Origin of the sequence: Burkholderia sp. Tr-862, from assembly GCF_011753085.1 — a bacterium.
Lineage (GTDB): Bacteria > Pseudomonadota > Gammaproteobacteria > Burkholderiales > Burkholderiaceae > Burkholderia > Burkholderia ambifaria.
The window spans coordinates 1-17,982 of record NZ_VWWG01000131.1 but is presented as its reverse complement, the minus strand read 5'-3'; the positions used below and the strand labels follow the sequence as shown (position 1 = coordinate 17,982).

The 17,982-nt window shown below is 69.8% G+C and carries 15 protein-coding genes and 1 pseudogene; 7 read left to right on the top strand and 9 right to left on the bottom strand.

Annotation, left to right across the window (positions count from 1 at the left end):
- From F3J14_RS26245 to cysD, 5 genes and pseudogenes are all read right to left on the bottom strand, one after another.
- Nucleotides 1–699, bottom strand: a 699-nt coding sequence (locus F3J14_RS26245; RefSeq protein WP_166725451.1) for a beta-propeller fold lactonase family protein, incomplete at its 3' end; no start/stop codon positions are given.
- Entirely contained in the window at nucleotides 686–2,047 is a 1,362-nt protein-coding gene (locus F3J14_RS26240) for an MFS transporter (protein ID WP_166725450.1), read from the bottom strand. The genes F3J14_RS26240 and F3J14_RS26245, both read right to left, overlap by 14 nt.
- Nucleotides 2,048–2,351: 304 nt before the next feature.
- Nucleotides 2,352–3,539 (bottom strand): helix-turn-helix transcriptional regulator, encoded by a 1,188-nt coding sequence (locus F3J14_RS26235; RefSeq protein WP_166725449.1) that lies wholly within the window; start codon nucleotides 3,537–3,539, stop codon nucleotides 2,352–2,354.
- 150 nt (nucleotides 3,540–3,689) lie between these two features.
- The gene (cysN, locus tag F3J14_RS26230; protein WP_166725448.1) at nucleotides 3,690–5,603 is read right to left on the bottom strand and encodes a sulfate adenylyltransferase subunit CysN; all 1,914 of its coding nucleotides are present in this window, start codon (nucleotides 5,601–5,603) and stop codon (nucleotides 3,690–3,692) included.
- Nucleotides 5,603–6,523: pseudogene (gene cysD, locus F3J14_RS26225) on the bottom strand (sulfate adenylyltransferase subunit CysD); the annotation flags it as partial. The pseudogene cysD and the gene cysN, both read right to left, overlap by 1 nt.
- Nucleotides 6,524–6,712: 189 nt before the next feature.
- Between cysD and F3J14_RS26220 the strand changes: the two are divergent.
- The 4 genes from F3J14_RS26220 to F3J14_RS26205 are packed head-to-tail and all read left to right on the top strand — an operon-like array spanning nucleotide 6,713 to nucleotide 10,842.
- Nucleotides 6,713–7,822, top strand: coding sequence for a DUF1214 domain-containing protein (locus F3J14_RS26220; RefSeq protein WP_166725446.1), 1,110 nt, complete (start codon nucleotides 6,713–6,715; stop codon nucleotides 7,820–7,822).
- Nucleotides 7,819–9,012, top strand: a complete 1,194-nt coding sequence (locus F3J14_RS26215; protein ID WP_166725445.1) for a sulfotransferase — start codon at nucleotides 7,819–7,821, stop codon at nucleotides 9,010–9,012. Before F3J14_RS26220 ends, F3J14_RS26215 begins: the two co-directional genes overlap by 4 nt.
- A 40-nt stretch (nucleotides 9,013–9,052) precedes the next feature.
- Complete coding sequence (locus F3J14_RS26210; protein WP_166725444.1) at nucleotides 9,053–9,844, top strand: SDR family oxidoreductase; 792 nt, start codon at nucleotides 9,053–9,055, stop codon at nucleotides 9,842–9,844.
- 17 nt (nucleotides 9,845–9,861) lie between these two features.
- Complete coding sequence (locus F3J14_RS26205; protein WP_166725443.1) at nucleotides 9,862–10,842, top strand: acetyltransferase; 981 nt, start codon at nucleotides 9,862–9,864, stop codon at nucleotides 10,840–10,842.
- A gap of 141 nt (nucleotides 10,843–10,983) precedes the next feature.
- On the opposite strand, the gene F3J14_RS26200 is transcribed toward F3J14_RS26205, so the two are convergent.
- On the bottom strand, nucleotides 10,984–11,463 hold the full coding sequence (locus F3J14_RS26200) for an SRPBCC domain-containing protein (RefSeq protein WP_166725442.1): 480 nt from the start codon (nucleotides 11,461–11,463) through the stop codon (nucleotides 10,984–10,986).
- A gap of 404 nt (nucleotides 11,464–11,867) precedes the next feature.
- Here F3J14_RS26200 and F3J14_RS26195 point away from each other — a divergent pair, with 404 nt between their 5' ends.
- A complete protein-coding gene (locus tag F3J14_RS26195) occupies nucleotides 11,868–13,385 on the top strand; it encodes a deoxyribodipyrimidine photo-lyase (protein WP_166725441.1) in 1,518 nt (505 codons plus the stop codon).
- Nucleotides 13,386–13,394: 9 nt separating this feature from the next.
- Here the strand turns inward: F3J14_RS26195 and F3J14_RS36105 are convergent, their stop codons facing one another.
- The 3 genes from F3J14_RS36105 to F3J14_RS26185 all read right to left on the bottom strand — a co-directional run bounded on the left by F3J14_RS36105 (nucleotide 13,395) and on the right by F3J14_RS26185 (nucleotide 16,003).
- On the bottom strand, nucleotides 13,395–13,517 hold the full coding sequence (locus F3J14_RS36105; RefSeq protein ID WP_258169235.1) for a hypothetical protein: 123 nt from the start codon (nucleotides 13,515–13,517) through the stop codon (nucleotides 13,395–13,397).
- Nucleotides 13,508–14,740: an MFS transporter gene (locus F3J14_RS26190; protein WP_166725440.1), complete on the bottom strand. Its 1,233-nt coding sequence runs from the start codon at nucleotides 14,738–14,740 to the stop codon at nucleotides 13,508–13,510. Before F3J14_RS26190 ends, F3J14_RS36105 begins: the two co-directional genes overlap by 10 nt.
- A gap of 321 nt (nucleotides 14,741–15,061) precedes the next feature.
- Complete coding sequence (locus F3J14_RS26185) at nucleotides 15,062–16,003, bottom strand: LysR substrate-binding domain-containing protein (RefSeq protein WP_166725439.1); 942 nt, start codon at nucleotides 16,001–16,003, stop codon at nucleotides 15,062–15,064.
- A 118-nt stretch (nucleotides 16,004–16,121) separates the two neighbouring features.
- Between F3J14_RS26185 and F3J14_RS26180 the strand changes: the two genes are divergently transcribed.
- Complete coding sequence (locus F3J14_RS26180; RefSeq protein WP_166725438.1) at nucleotides 16,122–17,183, top strand: alpha/beta fold hydrolase; 1,062 nt, start codon at nucleotides 16,122–16,124, stop codon at nucleotides 17,181–17,183.
- A gap of 142 nt (nucleotides 17,184–17,325) precedes the next feature.
- Nucleotides 17,326–17,982, top strand: a 657-nt coding sequence (locus F3J14_RS26175) for a 4'-phosphopantetheinyl transferase superfamily protein (protein ID WP_166725437.1), incomplete at its 3' end; no start/stop codon positions are given.

Below are 17,982 nucleotides of genomic sequence, written 5' to 3'. Positions count from 1 at the left end.
GGCGACGGCCGGGTGCCGCGCGCTGACCTGCGCGTCGCCGAGGCGGCCGCTGTCGGTGTCGCGGGCAAAGGTCGCGAGCGTCGCCTGGAATTCGCTGACCACGACGAGCGCGCGGCCGTCGCGCGCGAAGCGCAGGTGACGCGGCCCGATGCCGCCCGGCACGCGCGTTTCGCCGTGTTCGAGCGCACGCAGGCCGCCGGCATCCTCGACCAGCGCGAACGTGAAGATCCGGTCCGAGCCGAGCGAACTCACATACGCGAAGCGATTGTCCGGCGACACGACGACGGCATGCGCGTTCGTAATGCCGTGCGCGACCTGCAGCGGCGCACCGTCGCCGTCACGCATGCGTGCGGCGTCGTAGAGGCTGAGCGAATTGCCGCCGTACGACGCGCCGAGCAGCCAGCGGCCGCTGCGGTCGAGCGACAGGTACGCATGGCTCGCGTCGATCGCGGTCGCGCCGATGCGTGCGAACGCGCCGGTGCCGGTCGCGACGCGGAATGCGACGATCGTCGGCTGCTCGCCGCGCGTCGCGACGTACAGCCGCGCGCGATCGGGCTGCACGGCGATGGGCATCGCGGCGTCGCCGACCGGGTAGCGGGCGAGCGGCGCGAGCGCGCCGTCGGACGTGAGCGAGAACGTGGCGAGGTCGCCGTCGACGGCATTCGAGACGACGACGGTCAGGCGATCAGTGTTCGGCATGGCGGAGCATCGCGGTGTTCGTGAAGGACTCGTCGGCCGGCAGGCCGCGCGGCGGATCGCTGCGCCGGTGCGTGCGCGCGAACAGCGCGGCGACCGCCGCGACGAGGGACGCGATCGCGAGCGCATACAGGCCGCCCGTGATCGAACCCGTATGTTGCTTCAGATAGCCGAATGCCGTCGGCGCGACGAAGCCGCCGAGGTTGCCGATCGAGTTGATCAGCGCGATCACGGCCGCGGCCACGCGCGTGTCGAGGTAGCCCTGCGGGATCGGCCAGAACAGCGACGACGCGGCCTTGAAGCCGAGCGCGGCGAAGCAGATCGACGCGAACGACCAGACGGGATCGTGCGACGTCGACGCGAACAGCCCGCACGCGGCCAGCACGAGCGCGAACGACAGCCAGCGCTGCGGATGCTTCCACTTCGCGGACAGCACCGCGAAGCCGTACATCGCACCGATCGCGATCATCCACGGAATCGTGTTGTAGAGGCCGACCTGGAAGTCGGTGAGGCCGCCCATCTTGCGGATGATCGTCGGCAGCCAGAAGGTGGCCGCGTAGATCGTCAGCTGGATCGCGAAATACAGGAAGCAGAACAGCATGATCTGCGGGTCGCGCAGCAGCGTGGTGGCCGAGACGTGCACCTTCGAGCGCACGTCGCGAGTCGCGCGCTCTTCATCGAGGGCGTTCTGGAGCGCCGCGCGTTCGTCGGCGGTGAGCCACGTCGCGTCGCGGATGTGCGATTTCAGCAGCAGCCAGCTCGCGCCGCACAGCGCGACCGAGAACATCCCTTCGATCAGGAACATCCACTGCCAGCCTTGCAGGCCGAAGCCGTGGATCGACAGCAGCGCGCCGGTGACGGGCCCGGACAGGACCGACGCGAACGCGGAACCGCCGAGGAAGATCGCCATTGCCTTGCCGCGTTCCTGCGGCGGCAGCCATTGCGACAGGTACAGCACGACGCCGGGGAAGAAGCCGGCCTCGGCCGCGCCGAGCAGGAAGCGCAGCGCATAGAACGACGTGTCGTTCCACACGAACGCCATCGCGGCCGCGACGATGCCCCACGTCGCCATGATTCGCGCGAGCCAGATGCGTGCGCCGTAGCGCTGCATCAGCAGGTTCGACGGCACTTCGAACAGCGCGTAGCCGACGAAGAACAGGCCGGCGCCGAGCCCGTACGCGGCCGCGCCGATTCCGATCGACGCTTCGAGGTGGCGGTCGACGAAGCCGACGTTCACGCGGTCGATGTAGTTCGCGATGAACATGATCAGCACGAGCGGCAGCACGTGCCACTTCACTTTCGAAACGGCGGACGCGAGCGGGTCGCGGCCGGGCAGGGCGGGTGAGGTCAAGGGTGTCTCCGGTCGGGCGGCGAACGGGGCGGCGGCCCGCGTCGGCATCGGGATGGTGATTTAAGTAGTATGTCGTCGTATGACATGGTACGCCGGAGTTCCAGGCGTGGCGTCGCGGGTTTACCCGGAATATGCCCAGATATTGGGGAATATCATGAGGGCGTCGCGGCGTTCAATCACATCTGATGACGTATGACGTGGGATCGCCAACACCGGCTGAGAGCCGGCGCTCGGCAGGCTCCGCGGCGCTGCGCTTCGGCGGGCTTCGCCCTCGGGGCAACCGGCGGGGTTCCGTCGCGGCCCGCTACGCCATCGACACGACGCTGTTCAGCAGCGTCTTCACGAGCACGGCCTGCCGCGTCGCGCCCGTCTTCGCGAAGATCCCGCGCAGGTGCGCGCGGGCCGTGTTCTTCGTGATGCCGGTCGCGGCGGCCGCTTCGTCGAGCGTCAGGCCGTCGACGAGCAGCAGCGCGATCTCGGTTTCCATCGGCGTGAGCCGAAACAGCCGATGCAGCATGTCGCGCGAGGTCTGCGGCGACGCCGCCGGATCGCGGACGAACACCGCGACGGCCGGCCGGTGCTGGCGGTCCTGCGCGCCGTGATACGGCGCGAGCGGGCGCAGCAGCACGTTCAATGGCATCGCGCCGCCGGGGCGCGACAGCGTGGTGGCCTCGATGCGCCCGAGCGCGCCCGCGCGGAAATGCTCGAGCGTGGCCTGCAGCGCCTTCTGCAGCCGGCGCTCGTCGAGCGGGCACGACGCATGAAGCCGCGCCTGGCGCAGGCACAGGCCGTCCTGCTGCTCGATCAGCCGCTCGGCGATGCGGTTGTGCTTGATCACGCGGCCGTCCTCGTCGAGGATCGCGGTGCCGACGTCGAGCCTGTCGACGGCGCCCGCGTACAGCGCGCGCTCGGCGTCGAGCACGTCGAGCGCCGCGTGCAACTCGACCGCGCGTTGCAGGTGCGGCAGCAGCGTCGCGACCTGCGCGCGTTCGGCCGCATCGAAATCGCGGCCGTGATGCGCGCGGCTCACGAAGAACGCGCACTCGACGCCGCCCTCGCCGCGCAGGTTCGCACCGAGGATGAAGCGCAGGTCGAGCGGTTGCAGGTATTGCCGGTAGAAATCGTGCGCGCACCATCGGGCGGCGCCGAACAGCATGTCGGCCGTGAACACCTGGCCGGGCGGCTGGTCGAGAAACGGGCACAGCGCGTAGAACTGCTCGCTGTACGACGGCTCGCCGGGCAGCAGCGGGCCGTGGGCCGATGCGTTGATGATGAGCCCGCGCCGCGAGCCGCCGGGGTTGCGCAGCACGAGCGTCGTGAAGCTCGCGTCGAGCCGCACGCGCATCGCTTCCAGAAAGTCCGCCCACGGCGTCGTTTCGGACGGCCCCTGATAGACGAGCCCGAGCCACGCGCTGAGTTCGCGGGCCGTCCATGCCGCGTCGTCGAAACCGTCGTGCGCGGCCGTGTCGTCGGGCGCCAGCGCGATCCGCATGCTCGTGTTCTCCTGGGTCGGGGTGAATGCTGCCGACCCAGCATACCGACCGGCCAGCGGCCCGCGTCATCCGAACGGAGTAGACGACGCGGGCCGTGGTTGTGCGGCGGCGCTTGTGCTGCCCGAGCGTGCTTATGCCGCTTACGTCGCTTATTTCGCGCGCTCGCGCAGCAGGTACGCGACGATGCGCTCCGCCGCCGCTTCCGGCGACTCGGCCACCGTATCGATGCGCAGCTCGGGCCGCGCGGGCGGCTCGTACGGCGAGTCGATGCCCGTGAAGTGCTTCAGCTCGCCCCGGCGCGCCTTCTTGTACAGGCCCTTCGGATCGCGTTCCTCGGCGATCGCGAGCGGCGTGTCGACGAACACTTCGACGAACTCGTCGGGGCCGACCAGCGCGCGGGCCATGTCGCGTTCCGCGCGGAACGGCGAGATGAACGACACGAGCGTGACGAGCCCGGCATCGAGCATCAGCCGCGAGACCTCGGCCACGCGCCGGATGTTCTCCACGCGATCGGCCTCGGTGAAGCCGAGATCGCGGTTGAGCCCGTGCCGCACGTTGTCGCCGTCGAGCAGGTAGGTGTGCTTGCCGAGCGCATGCAGTCGACGCTCGACGAGGTTCGCGATCGTCGACTTTCCCGCCCCCGACAGCCCGGTCAGCCACACGATGCGCGGCGTCTGCGCTTTCTGCACCGCGCGCGCGTCGCGGTCGACGTCGACCGCCTGCCAGTGCACGTTGTGCGCGCGGCGCAGCGCGAAGTGCAGCATGCCGGCGCCGACCGTGTCGTTGGTGAAGCGGTCGATCACGATGAAGCCGCCCGTATGGCGGTTGCGGTCGTACGGATCGAACGCGACCGGGCGGTCGAAGCTCAGGTTGCACACGCCGATCTCGTTCAGTGCGAGCGTGCGCGCGGCGAGATGCTCGCGCGTGTTCACGTCGATTTTGTATTTCGGTGTCGCGCAGGTCGCGCCGACCGTCTGCGTGCCGAGCTTCACGAAATACGGCCGGCCCGGCAGCAGCGGTTCGTCGTGCATCCACACGAGCGTCGCCTCGAACTGGTCGGCTACCTCCGGCGGTGCGTCGGCACGCGCGATCATGTCGCCGCGGCTAATGTCGATTTCGTCGGCGAGCGTGAGCGTCACCGCTTCGCCGGCGCGCGCGACCTCGGCTTCACCGGCCGGCGTGATCACCGACGCGACGCGGCTTTCCTTGCCGGACGGCAGCACGCGCACGCGTTCGCCGATGCGGACTTCACCCGACGCGATGCTGCCGGCGTAGCCGCGGAAGTTCAGGTGCGGACGGTTGACCCATTGCACGGGCAGCCGGAACGGTTCGTCGCGCGTCACGCGCTCGACGATCGGCAGCGTGTCGAGATGCTGCAGCAGCGTCGGGCCCGCGTACCACGGCATCCGCGTGCCCGGCGCGATCACGTTGTCGCCGCGCAGCGCGGACATCGGAATGCTGATGATCTCCTCGAGACCGAGTTCGGCCGCGAACGCGCGATAGTCGGCGTCGATGCGCTCGAACACGGCGCGGTCGTAGTCGACCAGATCCATCTTGTTGATCGCGAGCACGACGCGCTTGATGCCGATCAGCGCGACGAGGTGGCTGTGGCGGCGCGTCTGCGTGAGCACGCCCTTGCGCGCGTCGATCAGGATCACCGCGAGATCGGCGGTCGACGCGCCGGTGATCATGTTGCGCGTGTACTGTTCGTGGCCGGGCGTATCGGCGACGATGAACTTGCGTCGCGCGGTGGCGAAGAAGCGGTACGCGACGTCGATCGTGATGCCCTGTTCGCGCTCGGCCGACAGACCATCGACGAGCAGCGCGAAATCGAGTTCGCCGCCTTGCGTGCCGACCTTCTTCGAATCGGCCTCGAGCTGCGTCAGCTGGTCGTCGAACAGCATGTTCGATTCGTAGAGCAGGCGGCCGATCAGCGTGCTCTTGCCGTCGTCGACGCTGCCGCAGGTGATGAAGCGCAGCAGGTCCTGCGTCGGTGCCTCGTCGGCATGCATGCCGGATGTCGCTTGCGCGCGCGTGTCGGGTGCGGTGAGAACGTGTGCCATCAGAAATAGCCCTCCTGTTTCTTCTTTTCCATCGAACCGGCCGAATCGCTGTCGATCAGCCGTCCCTGGCGCTCGGACGTGCGCGTGTCGCGCATCTCCCGCACGATGTCGTCGAGCGAAGTCGCGTCGCTGTCGATCGCGCCCGTCAGCGGATAGCAGCCGAGCGTGCGAAAGCGCACCTTGCGCATCTGCGGCACTTCGCCTTCGCGCAGCGGCAGGCGTTCGTCGTCGACCATGATCAGCGCGCCGTCGCGCTCGACCACGGGCCGCTCCTTCGCGTAGTAGAGCGGCACGATCGGAATGTCGTGCAGCTGGATGTACTGCCAGATGTCGAGCTCGGTCCAGTTGGAGATCGGGAACACGCGCAGGCTTTCGCCCTTGCGCTTGCGCGCGTTGTACAGCGACCAGAGTTCGGGGCGCTGGCGCTTCGGGTCCCAGCGGTGCTGCGCCGAGCGCAACGACACGATGCGTTCCTTCGCGCGTGATTTCTCCTCGTCACGACGCGCGCCGCCGAACGCGGCATCGAAGCCGTAGTGGTCGAGCGCCTGCTTGAGCCCCTGGGTTTTCCACACGTCGGTGTGCACGGCCGAGCCGTGCGTGAACGGATTGATGCCGTTCGACACGCCGTCGGGATTCACATGCACGCGCAGGTCGAGGCCGAGGCGCGCAGCCGTCTCGTCGCGAAACGCGATCATCTCGCGGAACTTCCACGTCGTATCGACATGCAGCAGCGCAAAGGGCGGCTTCGCCGGGTAGAACGCCTTCATCGCGAGATGCAGCATGACCGAGCTGTCCTTGCCGATCGAATAGAGCATCACCGGGTTTTCGCTTTCCGCGACCACCTCGCGCATGATGTGGATGCTTTCGGCCTCCAGTCGCTCCAAGTGGGTCAACATCGTTCGTCTCCTTGTTTCATGCCGGCGCCGCGCGACATGTGCGGCGTTTCGTGCATGACGCCAACGGTATCGAGCGACGGGGGGCCGATCTTCGTCCGGGTGGACTAAACCGCGGTGCGCTCGCGCAGCGGATCTTTCCTTAGTCCACCCGGACGAAGTGGTGCGCGCAGCGCTCGCTTAAGGTGAGCGCTCGACCATCGGCGGAGACGACACATGACGGACGACACACGTGCCACGCAATTGCTTTCGGGCCAGACCTGGGCCGATTTCTGCGACACCCTGAAACGCAGCGGCCAGCAGATCCTGCGCGTCGACGCGCCGGACGATCCGCTCACGCGCGCGGAAGGGTTCCGCTACCTGAGCCGGCTGATGCGCATCGCGCTCGAGATGCACGTCGAGTTCGCGGACGGCGCGTGGCCGGGCTTCTTCTCGCCGTCGCACGAGACCGCGAAGATCGGCGCCGACAATCCCGACAACCTGTACCAGTACGCGCGCGTCGACGGCCGCTGCGAATATCGCGTGACGGGGCGGCGCGGCACGGTCGCGTACCTAAGCTTCGGCACGCAGAAGGGCGGCTACGAGACGGACGGCAAGATGCTGCAGACCGGCTTTCTCGATGCGAAGCAACTCGAGCTCGCGCCGGACGGCAGCTTCGAGATCGTGTTGAGCGAGACGCCGCGTGCGGGCAACTGGGTGCGCATGGAACCGGGCACCAACGCGCTGCTGGTGCGCCAGACCTTCCTCGACCGGCGCGCGGAGACGCCGGCGCACCTTCAGATCGCGCGCATCGGCGCGCACGATCGTCCGGCGCCGCTCGACCCGCTCGTGCTGCAGGGCGGCCTCATGCGCGCCGCGCGGTTCGTCGAGCAGACGTCGAAGCTGTTCGCCGACTGGGCCGCGAGCTACGGGTCGCACGTGAACGCGCTGCCGCCCGCCGACCAGGCGCTGTGCCAGTCGGTCGGCGGCGATCCGAACATCTACTACTACCACTCGTGCTGGTCGCTGGCCGAGGACGAGGCGCTCGTGATCGACGTCGACACGGTGCCCGACTGCGACTTCTGGAACGTGCAGCTCAACAACTACTGGATGGAGTCGCTCGACTACCGGCACTTCGACATCTGCGTGAACAAGCACGGCGCGCGGCTGAATGCCGACGGCGGCGTGACGGTGGTGGTCGCCGCGTCGCGGCCGGGTGACGCGAACTGGCTCGATACGGCCGGGCATCGCACCGGCACGATCTGCTGGCGCTGGGTCGGGGCCGCGCAGCCGGTGCATCCGCGCACGCGCGTCGTCAAGCTCGCCACGTTGCAGGCGGCCGCATGAACGCGCCACTCGACCAGATCCGCACGCAGCTCGACGCCGACGGGTTGATCGCCGAGGCCGTGTCGCGCACGGGCGGGCTCACCGCATTCGGCGACGGGCCGTATCGCGAGGCGCTCGACGTGATGTGCGCATCGCTGATCGACGAAGCGAAGTTGTCCGCGCGGGGCGCGGAGATGATGCGCGAGAAGCTCGTCGGCCAGCTCGTGAACCGGCTCGTCGTCGAGTACTACGGCCGCCTCCATCCGGAGATCGCCGACATCGCGATCGACGATCCGCTCGTGATCGTCGGGCTGCCGCGCACCGGCACGACGCTGCTGCAGCGGCTGCTCGCCGTCGATCCGCGCTTTTATTCCGCCGCGTGGTGGGAAACGCGCTATCCGGCGCCGCTCGCCGGCGAGACGCTCGACGCGCCGACCGTGCGCATCGCGCGCGCGCAGGCCGAGGTCGCGATGATGATCGACTGCATTCCGCAGATCCTGGCCATTCATCCGCTCGACGCGATGCTCGCCGACGAGGAGTTCATGCTGATGGAGCACGCGTTCGTGTGCGCGATGGATTCGTACGCGAACGTGCCGACGTATACGGCGTGGCTCGCGCAGCAGGACCTGACGCCCGTCTATACGTACCTGAAGCGGATGCTGCAGTTCCTGCAGTGGCAGAAGGCGCAGCGCGGCGTCGCGCCGGCCGAGCGCTGGCTGCTCAAGACGCCGCAGCACCTGCATGCGCTCGACGTGCTGTGCCGCGTGTTCCCGCTGGCGCAGGTGGTGCTCACGCACCGCGAGCCGGCGCAGACGATTCCGTCGATGGCGAGCATGGCGCACACGTTGTGGCAGATGTATGCGGACGACCCGGATCCGCGCACGGTCGGCACGCAATGGAACGCGGGGATGGCGCGTGCGATCGGCGCGGCGATGACGGCGCGCGACGCGCTGCCGGCCGAGCGGTTTCTCGACGTGCGTTTCGAGGACACCGTGTCGAATCCGCTCGGCGTCGCGCAAGCCGTGTACCGCTTTGCCGGCATGTCGCTCGATGCGCGGCAGCGCGCGGCGATGACGGACTGGATGGTGCGTAACGGCCGCGACAAGCGCGCCGCGCACGACTATTCGATCGCGCGCTTCGGCTTCACCGAGGCGCAACTGGCGCACGATTTCGCTGCGTATCGCGCGCGGCACCTGCAGGCAGCCGGCTGACGGCGTGCCCGCGAGACCAACGACCACCAGGAGACAACCCATGTTGCTGAAGGACAAGATCGTCGTGATTTCCGGGATCGGGCCGGGGCTCGGCGTGAAGCTCGCCGTCGAGGCGGCGCGCGAGGGTGCGCGCGGCGTCGTCGTCGCGGCGCGCACGATGGAGAAGCTCGACGATGCGCAAGCACGGATCGACGCACTCGGTGTTGCGTGCGACGTGCTGAAGGTGCGCACCGATATCGCCGAGCGCGCGCAATGTCGGCACCTGGCGACGCAGGCGATCGAACGCTTCGGCCGGATCGACGCGCTCGTGAACAGCGCGTTCGTGCACGGGACGTTTCCGGAGGCAGTCGAGGACGCCGATCTCGACGGCTGGCGCGCGGTGTTCGACACCAACGTGTTCGGCACGATGACGCTCACGCAGGAAATCGTGCCGCACATGAAGCGGCAGAAGCGCGGCGCGATCGTGATGATCAACACGCAGGCGACTCGCAAGCCATTTGCAGGGGAATCGGGCTACGCTGTATCGAAGGGCGCGCTCGCGGTTGCTGCAAAATATCTGGCGCGCGAGCTCGGCGTGCACGGGATCCGCGCGAACAGCATTCACATGGGGTGGATGTGGGGCGTGCCGACGCAGACGTATTTCCGGCAGGCGGCAGCCGAGTACGGGATGACGGAGGAGGAGATCATCGCGCCGGTCGCGTCGAACATCGCGCTCGCGAAGCTGCCGACCGACGACGACTGCGCGCGCGCGGCGCTGTTCCTTGCGTCGGATTATGCGAACGCGGTGACCGGCGCGACGCTGGATGCGAACGGCGGCGATTTCATGCCCTGAGGAGGGAGCAGCGAATCATGCAGGAAACTCGACAGGCACGGCATTTCTTCGCGTTCAACGGCGACGCGGACGGCCTCTGCGCGCTGCAGCAGCTGCGGCTCGCGGAGGGCGCGGGCGGCACGCTCGTGACCGGCGTGAAGCGCGACATCAAGCTGCTCGAGCGAATCGACGCGCGGGCCGGCGATCGCGTGACCGTGCTCGACGTGTCGCACGACCAGAACCGCGACGCATGCGCGCGGCTGCTGCGCGACGGCGCCGCGGTTCGCTACTTCGATCATCACTTCGCGGGCGCGTTGCCCGGCGATCCGCGTTTCGATGCGTATATCGACACGGCCGCCGACATCTGCACGAGCGCGCTCGTGAACCGCTATCTCGGCGGCCGGCACGTGCGCTGGGCGATCGTCGCGGCGTTCGGCGACGAACTGCCGGCGCTCGGCGACGCGCTCGCCCGCGAATACGGAATCGACGAAGCCGAGCGCTGCACGCTGGCCGAGCTCGGGCTCTACCTGAACTACAACGCTTACGGCGACTGCGTCGGCGACCTGCATTTCGATCCGGCGGTGCTGGCCGAAGCGATGCTGCCGTGCGTCGATCCGCTCGACTTCGTGCGCGACACGCCGGTGTTCGCCGCGCTGCGCGACGGCTATCGCGACGACATGGCACGGGCATGCGCGCTCGTGCCGCTGCGCGACGTGCCGGGCGCGACGCTGATCAGGATGCCGGATCAACCGTGGGCGCGGCGCGTGTCGGGGATGCTCGCGAACGAGCGGATGCGCAATGCGCCGCATGCGGCGCTCGCGGTGCTGTCGCCGCGTGCGCAGGGCGGGCTCGTGGTCAGCGTGCGGGTGCCCGACGGAAGGTCGCTCGGCGCCGACGAGTTCTGCCGCGGTTTCCCGACCGGCGGCGGGCGCAAGCGTGCGGGCGGCATCAACCATCTGCCGGAAGCCGAGTTCGACGCGTTCGCCGAGCGGTTCGAAGCGGCGTTCCGTCTGGACTGACCCGCGGGCCTGCGACGCGCCCGCCGTGCGGCAATGCCACGGCGCGCGCGTCGCGCAGCTTCAGCCGGTTGCGTGGGCGAGGCCCGTCGCGCGAGAGTCGATCGCCGCGTCGCGCGTGAACCCCGCATTGGCCGCTGTCCGTTACGCGCCTGGGCGCCGGCGTGCCGCGTGCAGCGCTTCCGCGCGCTGCTTCACGTCCCGCGCGCACTGGTCGAACCCCTGTTTCACCCAGCCGCCGTGCTCGCGCATGATCGTTTCCGCGTTGATGCCGAGAAACTGGTCGGTCGTGAAGTAGCGGCAGCGTTCGGCGCCGTCGGCTTCGACGTACTGGTCGCGGCGCGCGGCGTCCCGGTTGTCGTCGGTCGGGCGCTGCTCCCACGACAGCAGGCGTTCCGGCTCGCAGGCAACGAGGATTTCGTTGACGGGAATGACTGTCTCCGTGCCGGGAATGCGCACCTGCATATGGACGAAGTCGCCGATCCGGCCGGTCGTTTCGAGGCCGACGCAGAACGTGTTCCATTCACTGTAGCGCGGGAAGTCGGTCAGCACTTCCCAGACGACGGAAGCGGGCGCGCCGATCGCGACGGTGATCGAGGTGACGAGATTGGCTGGTTTGGTCATGGCGGGTATCGGGTGAGATTGATGATGAGGATGGGACTGCGGGACTGCGGGACTGCGGGACTGCGGGACTGCGGGATCGCGTGGCCGCACGGCCGCACGGCCGGACGCACTGCGACGGACGGAACGGTCCGCGCGGGCGCCGACGGGCAGGGCACAGGCATCGCGCGATGCGCGTGGCCGGTGTGCAGTCGGCGCGTGCCGTGCGTCGCGGCGAACCCGACATCTAGCGTAGGCCGGCGCACGCGACGAAGAATCGTCGGAATGGACTAAGGCGTTTCACCGGGCCGGCGATCCGGCGTCGGCACGCGATGCGCGCGGGCGCCGCATGCGTTGCATGCATCGACATCGCACTAGCCTGCCGCGACAATACGGGTCACTTTTCAGTTTCCTGCCGCGAGGTGCCCGTGTCAGCCAAGTCGTCCGTTGCTCCTGCTGTCGTGTGGTTCCGCGACGATCTGCGCGTGACCGACCAGCCCGCGCTGACGCGCGCAGTCGCGTCGGGCCGGCCGCTCGTGTGCGTGTATGTCGACGATACGGGCGAGGGGGCGGGACGTGCGCTCGGCGGCGCGGCGCGCTGGTGGCTGCACGGCTCGCTCGCCGCACTCGACGCGGCGCTCGCGCGTCATGGCGGACGCCTGCTGCTGTTGCGCGGCGATGCGCAGCGCGAGATCGAGCGCGTCGTGCACGACACGGGCGCGGCGGCCGTGTACTGGAACCGCCGCTATGCGCAGCCGCAGCGCGATGCCGATGCGGCGTTGAAGGCGTCGCTGAAGGCGCGCGGCCTCGAGGTCGAGAGCAGCAACGGCAGCCTGCTGAACGAACCGTGGGAAGTGATGACGGGCGCCGGTACGCCGTTCCAGGTGTTCACCGCATACTGGCGCGCGGTGCGGCGCGATCGCACGGTGGCGGCGCCGCTGCCCGAACCGGAGCGGATCGCGTTTCATCCGTGGCCGGCCGGCGTGCGCGAACGCGCGCTGGCGCTCGACACACTCGCGTTGCGCCCGCACGCGCCGGACTGGGCGGGCGGTCTGCGCGACGCGTGGCCGGCGCCCGACGAAGCCGGCGCGCACGCGCGGCTCGACGCGTTCGTGCACGAGTCGTTGGCCGGCTACGCCGACACACGCGATCGACCCGGCCAGCCCGCGACGAGCCGGCTGTCGCCGTTCCTGCGCTTCGGTAACGTGTCGCCGCGGCAGGTGTGGCATGCGGTGCAGGGGGCGGCACAGGCGGGCGGTGCGGCGTGCGCGGCCGGTGCCGAGAAATTCCTGAGCGAGCTTGGCTGGCGCGAATTCAGCCACGTGCTGCTGTATCACTTCCCGGTGCTCGCGACCGACAACTTCCGCGCGCAGTTCGACGCGATGCCATGGCGTGACGATCCCGCCGCGCTGCGCGCATGGCAGCGCGGGCTGACCGGCTACCCGCTCGTCGATGCGGGAATGCGCGAGATGTGGACGACCGGCTGGATGCACAACCGCGTGCGGATGGTCGTCGCGTCTTTCCTCGTCAAGCATCTGCTGATCGACTGGCGGGCGGGCGAGCGCTGGTTCCACGACACGCTCGTCGATGCGGACGCCGCGAACAACCCGGCGAACTGGCAATGGGTGGCCGGCTGCGGGGCCGACGCCGCGCCGTATTTCCGCATCTTCAATCCGGTGACGCAGGGCCGGAAGTTCGACCCGCAGGGCGCGTACGTGCGCCGCTGGGTGCCGGAACTCGCGGGCCTCGACGCGGCGGCGATCCATGCGCCCTGGGAGGCGTCCGCGGCGCAGCTGGCGGCGGCCGGCGTGCGGCTCGGGCTCGACTATCCGGCGCCGATCGTCGATCACGACGGCGCGCGCCGTCGTGCGCTCGATGCGCTGGCCGCGTTGCCGAAGCGTCACCAGGCGCCGCCGAGCACCGCTGGCAATCCGCGCGCGGTGTAGCGTGCCGTGTCAGTTGCAGAACGCCGCGTGCTCGAGCAGCGCGAGCGCGATGCCCGAATCGAAGTAGGTCGCGCCGCACCACGCGACGAACGCGAGCACGCCCGCGGCCAGCGCCGCACGGATCATGCCCATGCGGCCTTGGCCGAGCCGGGGCGCGCAATGCGCGCGTCGTTGATCGGCAGGTGCAGCAGCGCGGCCAGCACGCCGAGCGCGATCGAGCCGATCCACAGCGGCAGGTACGAATGCGTCGCGTCGTACACGAGCGCGCCGAGCCACACGCCGAAGAAGCTGCCGAGCTGGTGCCCGAAGAAGACGAAGCCGAACAGCGTCGCGATGTAGCGCACGCCGAACATCTGCGAGATCACGCCGTTGGTCAGCGGCACCGTGCCGAGCCACGTGAAGCCCATCACGGCCGCGAACACGTAGACGCTCGCGGGCGACAACGGCGCTGCAACGAACGCGGCCATCGCCAGCGCGCGCACGAGGTACAGCACGGACAGCACGTACTTGCGCCGCAGCAGGTCGCCGAGATGGCTGCACGCGTAGGTGCCGGCCACGTTGGTCAGCGCGATCAGCGCGAGCGCGATGCTGGCATGGCGCGCGGGCAGCCCGTGATCGAGCAGGTAGGCCGGCAGGTGGGTCGCGATGAACGCGAGCTGGAATCCGCACGCGAAGAACCCGGCGTTCAGCAGCCAGAAGCCGCGGTGCGCGAACGCTTCGCGCACGGCCGCCGCGATCGACTGGTCGGTGCCGTCGGCACGGCTCGCGGCCTGCGCGGGCCGGTCGCGCACCAGCACGGCGAGCGGCGCGAGCAGCGCGGCGACGAGGGCGAGCGCGACGAATGCATGCTGCCAGCCGATGCCGCCGATCAGGACCTGCGCGACCGGCACCATGCAGAACTGGCCGAGCCCGCCGATCGCGCCGGCGACGCCGAGCGCCCAGCCGCGCTGGTCGGGCGGAAACAGCCGGCTCAGCGCGCCGTAGATCGCCGCGAAGGCCGACCCCGACAGCGCGATGCCGATCACGAGCCCCGCGCCGGCCGTGAACACGCCGATCGACGCCGCCAGCGCCATCGTGACGAGCCCGGCCGCGTACAGCAGCATGCCCGCGACGATCACGCGCACCGACCCGAAGCGGTCGGCGATCATCCCGGTAAACGGCTGCGCGATGCCCCAGATCAGGTTCTGCAGCGCGAGCGCGAGACCGAACGCTTCGCGCGACCAGCCGTGGTCGAGCGTGACGGGCGCGAGGAACAAGCCCTGCACGTGGCGGATGCCGAGCGCGGCGCCCATGATCAGGCCGCCTGCGAGTACCGGCAGCCAGCGCCGCCGGGCGTCTCGTTCGATCGGGGTCATGTGTGTCTCCGGATGAATGAATGCGTGCGGCGCGACGGCCGCGTTCGATCCGATTAGACGATCCGGCAGCGGTGTCGCTCAAGCGATCATTCGGTCGGGTTCGCATGCGTGCAGGGAATGCGACGCGGGTCGGACGCGATGCCGGAGATGAGGGTGGCGGTGCGGGCGGGTGCGTTGAGCCGCTGCCGCGCATGCTGCCGGCGTGACACGCGGCCGCTGCGGCGCAGCCGCGGCGTCGGTGCATCGCCTGCGGCGGCGTGATCCGTCGCACAACGATCGCCGCCGCGCCGGCATCGGCTCGACGCGGAAAATCGCGCGCGGCTACCGCTGCGCCACGTCGTACGCGCGCATCGCCGCGTCGCACTCGGCCGCTTCGGCGAGAATCCAGTCGCGCACGTCGGCGATTTCGCGGCGCGGTGCCGGATCGTGCCGGAACAGCCAGTAGCCATAGGCATCCGACGACGCTTGCGAGCGCGGGCCGAGCACCGCGAGCCGGCCGTCGGCGAGCATCGGCGCGACGAGCGCGAGCCGTCCGAGCGCGACGCCCTGGCCGGCGATCGCGGCGTGGATCACCTGGTCGTACTGGTTGAAGCGCAGCACGCCCTTGGGGCGCGCGTCGCCGAGGCCGGCCGCGTGCAGGTGCGCACGCCATTGCAGCTGCGTTTGCGGCGGTCCGTCGAATTCGAGCAGTACGTGGTCCGCGATCGCGGCCGCGTCGGTGACGGGCCGGGCGGCCAGCGCGGGGTGCGCGACGGGCACGACGATCTCGTCGAACAGGCGCACCGCGCCGGCCGGCGCGCGCTCGCGCGGGCAGTAACGGATCCCGAGGTCGATGCCTTCCGCGCGCAAATCGAGTACCTTGTCGTTCGCGGCGACGCGCAAGTCGACCTCGGGCAGGCGCGCCTGCAGGCGCCCGAGTCGCGGCAGCAGCCACAGCGCGGTGACGCCGATGCTCGCGGTAATCGTGACGGGCTGGCGCTCGCGCGCGGCGGCGAGTGACGCGACGGTGTCCTGCAGGCTGAGCAGCGCCGCATCCGCGGCGCGGAACAGCCGCTCGCCTTCGGGCGTGAACGCGATCTTCCGATAGCCGCGCTGCAGCAGCGCGACGCCGAGATGCACTTCGAGCGCATGCACCTGGCGGCTGACGGCCGACTGCGTGAGGCACAAGTCCTGCGCGGCCAGCGTGATGCTCATGCGGCGGCCGACGGCGACGAAGCCGCGCACGAGGTCCAGCGACGGGAGACGGACGAGGGGCGTTGACATGCGTAGGGCTCATGCGAACGGAGCAGCAAGATTGGTTGAGAACGCCGGGCGCGTCAAGTTCAATGGAGGCTGGCCGACGGGCGGGCGCCGGCTCAGGTGGTGCCGCACAGGAGACAGGATGACGATTTCGAACGAAGCAGGCGGGACGGCTCGCGCGACCGAGCACGCGGCCGAGCGAGCGGCGGGCGTATTGCCCCCGGAGTCCGTGACGCTGACCGCGGCCGACGGCTACGCGTTGCGCGGCTACGTGTGGCGCCATCGCGGCGGCGGCGGTGGCGCCGGGCGGCCCGTGACGGTCATCAATTGCGCGACGTCGGTGCGCTGCGACTATTACTTCCGCTTCGCGGCGTGGCTGTTCGCGCAGGGGCGCGACGTGCTCGTCTACGACTATCGCGGGATCGGCGGATCGCGCCCCGCGCGGCTCGCGACGCTGCGCGCGAACTGGCTCGACTGGGGGCGGCTCGATTGCGAGGCCGCGCTGCAGTACGCGCGCGACGCGTTTGCGGGCCAGCCGCTCGACGTCGTCGCGCACAGCATCGGCGGCTGCGTGCTCGGGCTCGCGGCGTCGAACGCGTGTGTGCGTCACGTGGTGACCGTCGGCGCGCAGTATGCGTACTGGCGCGATTATCGGCCGCAAGAGCGGCGGCGCATGTGGTTGAAGTGGCACGTCGCGATGCCGGCGCTCGCGGCCGTGTTCGGCTATGTGCCCGCGAAACGGCTCGGCTGGATGGAGGACACGCCGCGCGGCGTCGCGCTGTCGTGGGTGCGCGCGCAACCGCGCTTCGAGGATGCCTACACGCACGGCCTGCTCGCCGAAACCGCGGCGAGCCGCGCCGCGTTGCCGGCCCGCTTCGCGCGGCTGTCGGCGCCGATGCTCGCGATCGGCCTCGAAGACGACGGCTTCGGCACGGTCGACGCGATCGAACGGCTGGCCGGCTACTACACGGGCAGCGACGTCACGCATCTGCGGATCGCGCCGCGCGACATCGGCGTCGATGCGATCGGCCACTTCGCGTTCTTCCACAGCCGCTTCACCGACACGCTGTGGCCTGTCGCGTTGTACTGGCTGCAACACGGCGCGCTGCCGGCCGATGCGCCGGGCCACGTCCACGCGCGCCATCCGGCGCAGCGTGCGCGGCTGGCGGGAAGCGGCGTGCCGGGTGCCGTCGCGCAAGGCTGACCGCGTCCGCAACCGGGTGGCCGCGTCGATCAGGCGGCCGCGTCGGTTGCCGCTGCCGACGATCCCGGTCGCGACGCATCGATCCGCATCCGGCGCGATCGATTAACATCGGACGTTTGATTCGACTGCCTGCTGCGTGCCGATGTCCGTTCCGCCCGATTCCGAGATTTCCGCCGACCTGTCGCGCGCATGGCGCGTGTACCTGCTTGACCTGCCGCCTGCCGCGTCGCGTGCCGGCGTGCACGTCGCGCGCATCGATTTCGACTGGCGCGTGCCGCTCGCGTCGCCCGCCTATGCGGCATTGAGCGACGCCGAGCGCGCGCGTGCCGGGCGCTATCTTCGACACGAGGATGCGGTGCGCAGCGCCGCGACGCGCGCCGCGCTGCGCGACGTGCTTGGCGCGGCGCTCGACCTGGCGCCGAACGATATCGCGATCGTCGTCGATGCATCGGGACGGCCGTCGCTGGATCCCGCGCATCGCGTATCGCTCGATTTCAACGTGTCGCACGCGGGCGATCACGCGCTCATCGCATGGGCAGATACGGGGCGCGTCGGCGTCGATATCGAAAGTTGCAACCGCACGACCGACTGGCGCGCGCTGACGAGCGAAGTGTGCGCGGCCGCCGAGGCCGCATATCTCGACAGCCTGCCGCCCGGCGCGCGTGCCGACGCGTTCATGCGCGTGTGGTCCGCGAAGGAGGCGCTGCTCAAGGCGCTCGGCACCGGCATCGGCGGTGGGCTGCGCGCGTTCGCCGTCGTGCCGCCGCGCGATGCGGCGACGCCAGCGACGACGATCGTC